Annotated in this window: 7 protein-coding genes and 1 pseudogene; 2 read left to right on the top strand and 6 right to left on the bottom strand. The window is 64.8% G+C overall.

Annotated features, from left to right (window positions below; genetic code table 11):
* Positions 1-209: 209 nt before the first annotated feature.
* Positions 210-596 (bottom strand): annotated as a pseudogene (locus ACLQ7E_RS04045) (recombinase family protein); the annotation flags it as partial.
* A gap of 585 nt (positions 597-1181) precedes the next feature.
* Between ACLQ7E_RS04045 and ACLQ7E_RS04040 the strand changes: the two are divergent.
* Positions 1182-1817, top strand: coding sequence for a hypothetical protein (locus ACLQ7E_RS04040; protein ID WP_411731271.1), 636 nt, complete (start codon positions 1182-1184; stop codon positions 1815-1817).
* 171 nt (positions 1818-1988) lie between these two features.
* Here ACLQ7E_RS04040 and ACLQ7E_RS04035 read toward each other — a convergent pair whose 3' ends face one another.
* The 5 genes from ACLQ7E_RS04035 to ACLQ7E_RS04015 all read right to left on the bottom strand — a co-directional run bounded on the left by ACLQ7E_RS04035 (position 1989) and on the right by ACLQ7E_RS04015 (position 6138).
* A complete protein-coding gene (locus ACLQ7E_RS04035; RefSeq protein WP_411731270.1) occupies positions 1989-2672 on the bottom strand; it encodes a tyrosine-protein phosphatase in 684 nt (227 codons plus the stop codon).
* 26 nt (positions 2673-2698) lie between these two features.
* A complete protein-coding gene (locus tag ACLQ7E_RS04030; RefSeq protein ID WP_411731269.1) occupies positions 2699-3088 on the bottom strand; it encodes an antibiotic biosynthesis monooxygenase family protein in 390 nt (129 codons plus the stop codon).
* A gap of 168 nt (positions 3089-3256) precedes the next feature.
* Complete coding sequence (locus ACLQ7E_RS04025; RefSeq protein WP_411731268.1) at positions 3257-4129, bottom strand: 3-hydroxyacyl-CoA dehydrogenase family protein; 873 nt, start codon at positions 4127-4129, stop codon at positions 3257-3259.
* Positions 4129-4914: an enoyl-CoA hydratase/isomerase family protein gene (locus tag ACLQ7E_RS04020; protein ID WP_411731267.1), complete on the bottom strand. Its 786-nt coding sequence runs from the start codon at positions 4912-4914 to the stop codon at positions 4129-4131. The genes ACLQ7E_RS04025 and ACLQ7E_RS04020 overlap by 1 nt, the downstream gene beginning before the upstream one ends.
* 3 nt (positions 4915-4917) lie before the next feature.
* Positions 4918-6138 carry a thiolase family protein gene (locus ACLQ7E_RS04015; protein ID WP_411731266.1) on the bottom strand — a complete coding sequence of 407 codons (1221 nt, stop codon included), beginning with the start codon at positions 6136-6138 and terminating at the stop codon, positions 4918-4920.
* Positions 6139-6496: 358 nt separating this feature from the next.
* On the opposite strand from ACLQ7E_RS04015, the gene ACLQ7E_RS04010 reads away from it, so the two are divergent.
* Positions 6497-7909: an MFS transporter gene (locus ACLQ7E_RS04010; protein WP_411731265.1), complete on the top strand. Its 1413-nt coding sequence runs from the start codon at positions 6497-6499 to the stop codon at positions 7907-7909.
* The last annotated feature ends 81 nt before the right edge of the window (positions 7910-7990 follow it).

Below are 7990 nucleotides of genomic sequence, written 5' to 3'. Positions count from 1 at the left end.
GCGCTACTTGCCTTCCTCGAAGCCCTATAGGCCAGCCAGTTATGCCGAACTTCGCCCGCCACACCCCAGCAGTGGCAGTCATCCAGCCCCCGCTATCGGAATAACCACGACATCGGCATAACCGGTGACGGGGCGTGAAACGGAACACCGGCGACGGTCCGATTCGCAGGTCAAGGCGGCGGTGCCCAACGCTGATTGTGCGGGCGGGTCTAGTGCGACTTCAGGAGCTTCGCACCGTCGGTCCGCAACTCATCGGTCGGGGAGACGTGGCGATAGCGGGTTTGCCGGGTGACGCCAAGTTCCTTGCAGAGGGCGCCGACCTTCGTTTCCTTCTGTCCCATGGCGGCCATGGCCAGACGGACCCTGGCCTGAGTCATCTCGTAGGGCCGGCCGCCGGTGCGTCCACGGGCCCGGGCCAACCCGGCGACGGTCCGTTCGGAAATCAGCGCGCGTTCGAACTCGGCCAGGGCCGCGAAGATCCCGAAGATCCCGAAGACGAGCTTGCCCGAGGCGGTGGTGGTGTCGATGGCCGCTCCCTCACCGCCTGACAAACCATGTGTCCCAAGGCGACTGCACTGCCCAACAATGCGGGAATCCCAATGCAGTCGCCTTCGGAAAACGACACTGGCGTTCATCCCGCACGAGATAAACCAAATCCGGGCGCTTCAGGACTCGGCGCCGGTCCGCGTGCTGCGCAACGACCTGACCGAGGAGATCGCGGTGCCCGGGGACCGGCAGCCGCTGCCGGCGCAGGTCGAGCGGATCCGCGTGGCGGCCCGGCTGCTCGCCTACTGGAACCGGCGGGCTGATCTGCGCCGGAACCATGGCCAACCCGCTGGCCGTGCGCGGGAAAGAGCCGCTGCGGGGGGCCGCCGCCCTGCGACGGCGGCCCCCCGAACCGGGCAGGACACCACGTGTCCCGTGTCCTGCTGAAATCCCTGCTACTGGGCCACCACACACAAAACCTGCCGCGATTATGGGCACCGGTTCTCTGGTGCAATTTCAGGCAGGCTTCTACTCTTCGGGCATGAAGCATTGGGCGCCAGATCTGCTAGTAGCAATCGATATGGCTACCTTGCTTTCGGCCTGCTGTGCCTTGGCCGAATTGGGGGGAATTGGCATCCGTGGACGACCATTCCAACAGCCGCTGGCCGCGGCGATTCCCTTATTGAGGCACCACCATGAGAAATTCCGCAACCGTATCCGATCCGCCGCGCCATTCCCGTTCCAAGGCACATCCCCGTGCCGCCATCACGGCCCAGATTTGCTTGATGTTCGTGATCGCCGGATGCACCACGCTCGTGGACCAGACCCTGCCCACCCCGATTTCGACCGCGTCGATTCCCGGCCCCTCTCTGATACCCGAGATCAAGGTCTTCCCCATTGATCCCGCGCTGCATGAAGTCGATGCCGGCGAAAAGTTGCCGTCCCATGCCGAACTCATCGACCAAGGCAAAAGCCCCCTGCCAGGTGCCCGCCCCGGCAGCGAAATCGTCCTGATGCATTTTCACGGCAAGGGCGAATCCCGGATCGTCCTGCCGCACCAGCGATCAGGCGCGTTGCTCTGGATCCTGGTGGGTTGCGAAACCGAGGCGCCGTTGACGATCCAGACCCATAATCTCTACGGCGTTGTCATGGCCCGCTACGACTTGGAACCTTGCCGCGCCGCTGAGGGAGGCGGCGGGACCGAGGACGGTTCGTCCACCCTGGTCGAGGTGTGGACAGATCCGGACGTGGCGTACCACCTCACCGTCATTTCCTCGGAAATGAACGAGACTTCGGAGCTGGGCTCGACATCCGGGCAGCCGCATAGCTGACCAATCTCGCACATCGTCCGCCCGCGGGCGCAGTGCTGCGCGGCCCGATGAGCCCACCCCCCGCTCGGCGCAGGGGCTCGAGCACCACCAGGCCACGCACGCGAAGTCAAACGTTCGAACCTTGTCATGGGTCCAGCCCATGACGCAGTCGGATGGAGCTGCCCGACGAGCTCAGGCCATCTTCGTCCTGATGGCCTCCACCTCGGCGGGGCTCAACCCGTGTTCGAGCAGGAAGGATTCGACGCCGAGTGAATCGACGAACTGCACCAACGCTTCCAGCCGCTCGTTCAGCGGAGCAATGAGGTTCGGCTCCTCGATGTAGGACTCGTGCGGGTGCTTGACCGGGCTGACCTTGTGCCAGTCGTTGATCCCCCGGAGCGAGGCCTCGTATTGGGATTCGAGCAGGTCCTGCCGGTCAACCAGTTTGAGCAGCATCGAGACGATCAACCCGGTGCGGTCGCGCCCTGCCGAGCAGTGGATCACGACCTTTCCCCGGGCCGCGGCAATCTGGTGGAAAACCTCCGCTATGCGGTCGGGGAAGAACTTGATGTTTCCCGGATACATTCGCGGATGATTCATGTAGGGCACGGCGAGCTGCTCGAATTCCGGATGCCCGGGTTCCTCGGTGGGAGCGTTGACGATGGTGATTCCGGCCGTGGCCGCCTCGTCCACCTGGGGGTCGGTGGGACGCCGTCGCTGCTCGTTGGGGTTCCGCAGGTCAATGACGGTGCGCACGCCGTCGGCATGGGCCTGCTGCCATCCGGCACTGGTGAGCCACTCGCGCCGACCCATGCGATAGATGCTGCCCAGCACGATCCTGGCGTTGACGGCGCCTTCCCACTGCGGTTGGTCCATGGACTCCACCATCGCGTTTTTCTCCCTTAGGCTTTGCCGCCCTCATAGGTCTCAATGCGGATGTGGTGCTCCGGGCCCGTGGCTGCGCGTGGCGCGCCGGCCTTTGGTGCCTCGGTCTTGCTTGCATCGGTCTTCGGTGCGTCGGCGCCCGATCCATCGTTTCCGGGGGCCGCGGCCGCGGGACGGGCATGCGAGGAGCGGAACGCTTCCGAATCGCGCCAGGTTTCGAAGTCCGACTCGGAGTCGAACTCCATGGTCACCTTGTACTGCGCGGCCGGATCCACGGGGCGATCAAGGGTTGCGCGCGCCAGGCCCTGGACCCTAGGGAGGTTCGAGCGCATGTTGCCGATGAATCGTTCCTCGAATGCTGCTGCTCGTTCGGCTGGAACATCGATGCGGTTCGTGACGACATACATGGTTGTTTTCCCTTCCCTCGGTGGCCGCCATCGTGTCCGGGCGGCTCGGGTTCCACGCTACCGAAAATCTCCGCCCCTGCCCATTTGCCCCGGCCAAGTGGATACGCAGAAACCGGTGGCGCCAGGGATCAATGACCATGGCACCACCGGATTCGGTGGAAGCGTGCGCTACTTGGAATCGGACCAGTCGTAGAAGCCGCGTCCGGTCTTGCGGCCCAGGTGCCCCTGCTCCACCAGGTCGCGCAGGATCTGCGGCGGGGCGAAGCGGTCGCCGAGGGTCTCGTGCAGGTACTCGGCGATGCCCAGGCGCACGTCCAGGCCGACAATGTCGGTGGTCTTCAACGGACCCGTAGGGTGCTTGTAGCCCAGCACCATGGCGTTGTCGATGTCCTCGGCGCTTGCAACGCCCTCTTCGACCATCCGCATGGCTTCCAAGGCAATGGCGACTCCCAGTCGTGAGCTGGCGAACCCCGGTGCATCGTTGACGACCACGGCGGTCTTGCCCAGTGCCTTGACCCAGCCGCGGGCCTTGTCGATGACTTCTTCGGCGCTCTGCTTGGCGATGACCACTTCGATCAGGGTCGAGGCCGGAACGGGGTTGAAGAAGTGCAGGCCCAGGAAGTTGGCCGGTCGCTGCAGTTCGGCGGCCAGGCCGCTCATCGACAGCGAGGAAGTGTTCGAGGCCAGGATCGCGGTTTCGCCCAGGTTTTCCTCGACCCTCTGCAGCGATGAGACTTTCAGGTCCCAGATTTCCGGGACGGCCTCGACGACGAGTCCGCGGTCGCGGAAATCGGCGTAGTCCACCGAGACCGTGAGCCTCGAGGCCATCTCACCGAGGTTCGCATCGGTGGCCCCGCGTTCGATCGATTTCGCGGCGGCCGACTCGACGCGTTCGCGCGCGGCCAGGGCCGAGGCTTCGTCGCGTTCGACGACCAGCACATCGGAGCCGTTGATCAAGAAGGCGTGCGCGATGCCGGCGCCCATGCGTCCGCCACCGAGTACGCCTACCTTGGCGGGTAGCGAGTTGGGAAGTGTTTCCATTACTTTTTCTTCCGATCCAAGAAGGCCTGCATGCGGTCAAATTTTGCCGGGGATTCAAAGAGCATTCCCTGGGCCAACGTGTCGATGACGGGGTGGGCCTCGCGCGGGGCGTGGAACACGGATTTGGTGATGCGCACGGCCAACGCGTCCTGCGCCCCAATGCGGTCGGCCAGCGCGGAAGCGGCGGCAAGCAGCTGAGCCCCGTCGACGAGCTCGGTGACCAGCCCGACGCGCAGGCATTCCTCGCCGTTGAGCACCTTCCCGGCCAGCAGGATCTCCTTGGCGACGGGTTCGCCCACGAGTTCCTTCAGCCGCCAGGTGGCGCCTGCCGCAGCCATGATGCCCAGCCCCGTTTCCGGGTTGCCCATGCGCAGCTCCGGGGTGCCGATGCGGAAGTCGGCGGCGTAGGCCAGCTCGGCCCCGCCGCCCAGTGCGAACCCGTCCAGGGCGGCGATCACGGGCATGGGAAGCTTCGCGAGCCTGTCGAAGATGCCGGAGTTGATGCCTGCCAGCGCGTCGTCGCGGCGGCGCATCCGCAATTGGGCGATATCGGCTCCCGAGGCGAAGATTCCCTTGGTCCCGGTTTCCGGGTCGGCAGGGATGCCCGAGAGGATCAGGATCTTGGCGTTGGCTTCGAGGTAGGAGCAGACCGTATGCAGCTCATCGACCATGAGCTGGTCGATCGCGTTGCGGACCGCCGGGCGGTTCAGCTGTACGTCTAGCCTGTCATCGGCCTCGGTGACCTTCAGCGTGGTGAACGAGCCCGCGGAGAGGTTCTCGGCCATTGGCTAGACTCCCTCGATCAGCAGCGCCGCGCCCTGGCCGACGCCCACGCACATGGTGGCCAGTCCGAGCTTGCTCCCGGTCTTGGCTTCGCGCTCCAGACGACCGAGCAAGGTGATCACGATTCGGGATCCCGAGGAACCCAGCGGGTGGCCCAGGGCGATGGCCCCGCCGTCGCGGTTCACGATTTCCGGGTCCAGCCCGAGTTCGCGCATGGACGCCAGGGACTGGGAGGCGAAGGCCTCGTTGAGTTCCACGGCAGCCAGGTCATCCACCGTGTAGCCGGAGCGTTCCAGGACCTTGCGGCTGGAGGGCACCGGGCCCATCCCCATGATTTCCGGGGCCAGGCCGGCGGCGGCGCCGTCAATAATGCGGGCGCGCGGAACCAGACCGTACTTCTTGATGGCGGCCTCCGAGGCCACGATGATGGCAGAGGCACCGTCGTTGAGCGTGGAGGCGTTGCCCGCGGTGACCACCGACCCGCCCTTGACGACCGGGCGCAGCTTGGAGAGCACCTCAAGTGTGGTGCCGGGGCGCGGTCCCTCGTCGGTGTCCACGATGGTCTCTCCCTTGCGGGTCTTGACCGTGACCGGGACGATTTCTTCCTTGAAGTGGCCTGCCTCGATCGCGGCGATGGCCAATTCATGCGAGCGCACGGCGAAGGCGTCGCAATCCTCGCGGGAGGTGCCGTAAACGCGGGCAACCTCCTCCGCGGTCTCGGGCATGGAGAAGGTGGTCTTGCCCTCGCGGGAAAGCTCACCGGAGAGGAACTCGGGGTTGGGGAAGCGCCAGCCGATGGAGGTGTCGTAGCTGGCGCCGGGCTTGGCGAAGGCCTTGTCGGGCTTTTCCATGACCCAGGGGGCGCGCGACATCGATTCGACGCCGCCTGCCACCACGATGTCGGCGGCACCTGCCTTGACCATGTGGCTGGCCATGGTGATGGCGCTCATTCCGGAGGCGCAGAGGCGGTTGACGGTGATGCCCGGGACCGAGTCCTCAAATCCCGCCAGCAGCCAGGCCATGCGGGCCACGTTGCGGTTTTCCTCGCCGGCACCGTTGGCGTTGCCGAAGATGACCTCGTCCACGTCTGTCGGGTCGATGCCGGCGCGTTCCACTGCCGCGCGGATTGCCAGCGCGGCCAGGTCGTCAGGGCGAACGCTGCTTAGCGATCCGCCGTAACGTCCCACCGGGGTGCGGGCTCCGCCCACCAAGTAAGCCTCAGTCATCACAACTCCTTTGTCGTTCGGCGCACGCCATGGTCCCTCCGGTTGGCTTGCCCAGTGGAAGGACCCGTTCATGCACCGTCTATTGGCCCGGTTTGCCGTCCCGCATGGGGACACCATAATTACCGACCATTCGTTCACTAATTGAATCACACCTAGAATCCCATGTTGCCACACGTGCGGTCAATCGCCTGCGGACACAAAGCCACACACGTTGACGCGGGCAATTGGCTGGCGTATCGTCTTCCACTTGACCGACTCCGGGGCAACCCCTGGATCGTGGACCGTCACCGCCCGGGGCCGTGACAGGGAACCGGACGGGCATCCGGTCGACGGAAAGCTGAATAACAACGGAGCAGTAATGCAACCGGACACCAGCCAACCCAACCACCCGACGACACCGGCTCCGGTGGATCTGAGCCAGCACATCGGACCCGACCTGACCACCACGGCAGGACGCCGCGAAATCCGCAATGCCACTGCCGCTTCGGCGATGGGCAACCTGACCGAATGGTTCGACTACGGCGTATACGCCGTCGCAGTTTCCTACATTGCCTTCCACTTCTTCCCCACCGAGGGCGGAACCCTCATGGCGCTGGGCACCTTTGCCCTGTCATTCCTGGTCCGGCCGCTGGGCGGACTGGTGTGGGGGCCACTGGGCGACAAGATGGGCCGCAAGCACATCCTCGCACTGACCATCTTGATGATGTCCGTCGCGACATTCCTGATCGGCGTGATGCCTACCTTCGATCAGGTCGGTGTGCTCGCGCCCGTGCTCCTGATTTTCCTGCGCATGGTCCAGGGATTTTCCACCGGCGGTGAATACGGCGGTGCCGCAACATTCATGGCCGAGTACTCCCCCGACAAGAAGCGCGGCTTCTTCGGTTCTTTCCTGGAATTCGGGACGCTCGGCGGCTTCGCCCTGGGAACCGCCGTGATGCTCGGCTTCCAGGTTGCCCTGAGCGACGAAGCCATGATGGCCTGGGGCTGGCGCGTGCCCTTTATGCTGGCCCTGCCCATGGGCCTAATCGGCCTGTACCTCCGGAACAAGCTCGAGGACACCCCGGTGTTCCAGGAGCTCGAGGAACGCGGCGAGGTCCAGGAGAAGAGCTCGCTCTTTGAACTCATCCGCGTCTATTGGCGTCCCATGCTGGTCATGAGCGGCCTGGTCATCGCCCTGAACGTCGTGAACTATACGTTGCTGAGCTACATGCCGACTTATCTCGAGGGCCAATTGGGCCTTGACCCGAAGGCTTCCTTGATGGTGATCCTGATCGGCGAGGTCGCCATGATGGCCGTCATCCCTTTTGCCGGGTCACTTTCGGACAAGGTGGGCCGAAAACCCATGTGGTTTGCGTCGCTGATCGGCCTGTTCGTGCTGGCGCTGCCGCTGTTCTGGCTGATGGGCAAGAGTTTCCCGCTCGCGATCCTCGGCTTCGCCATCCTGGGCCTGCTCTACATCCCGCAGCTGGCCACGATCACCGCGACGTTCCCCGCCATGTTCCCCTCGCACGTCAGATTTGCCGGCTTCGCGGTGACCTACAACGTCGCGACCGCGATCTTCGGAGGAACCGCGGCGATGGTCAACGAGGCAGTCATCAACGAGACCAGCTTCCTGCTGTTCCCGGCGGTCTACATGATGATTGCCTGCGCCATCGGGCTGGTGGCCACGCGCTACCTGCCGGAGACCGCAGGGGCATCGCTGCGCGGAACGAAGATCCCGGACGCCCATGAGACCGGCATCCTCGCCGACGCTGTCGGGTCCCGGTCCTAATCCGCCCCGCCGCGCTGAGGAAACGCCGGCCTTGACGACAGTGGTGGGTGGGGTCGTTCCCAAGTTTCCCTGGGAACGACC

It is taken from the genome of Paeniglutamicibacter sp. (assembly GCF_046714615.1).
GTDB lineage: Bacteria > Actinomycetota > Actinomycetes > Actinomycetales > Micrococcaceae > Paeniglutamicibacter.
The sequence above is the reverse complement of the archived record's forward strand: the minus strand, read 5'-3'. Positions and strand labels throughout refer to the sequence as shown.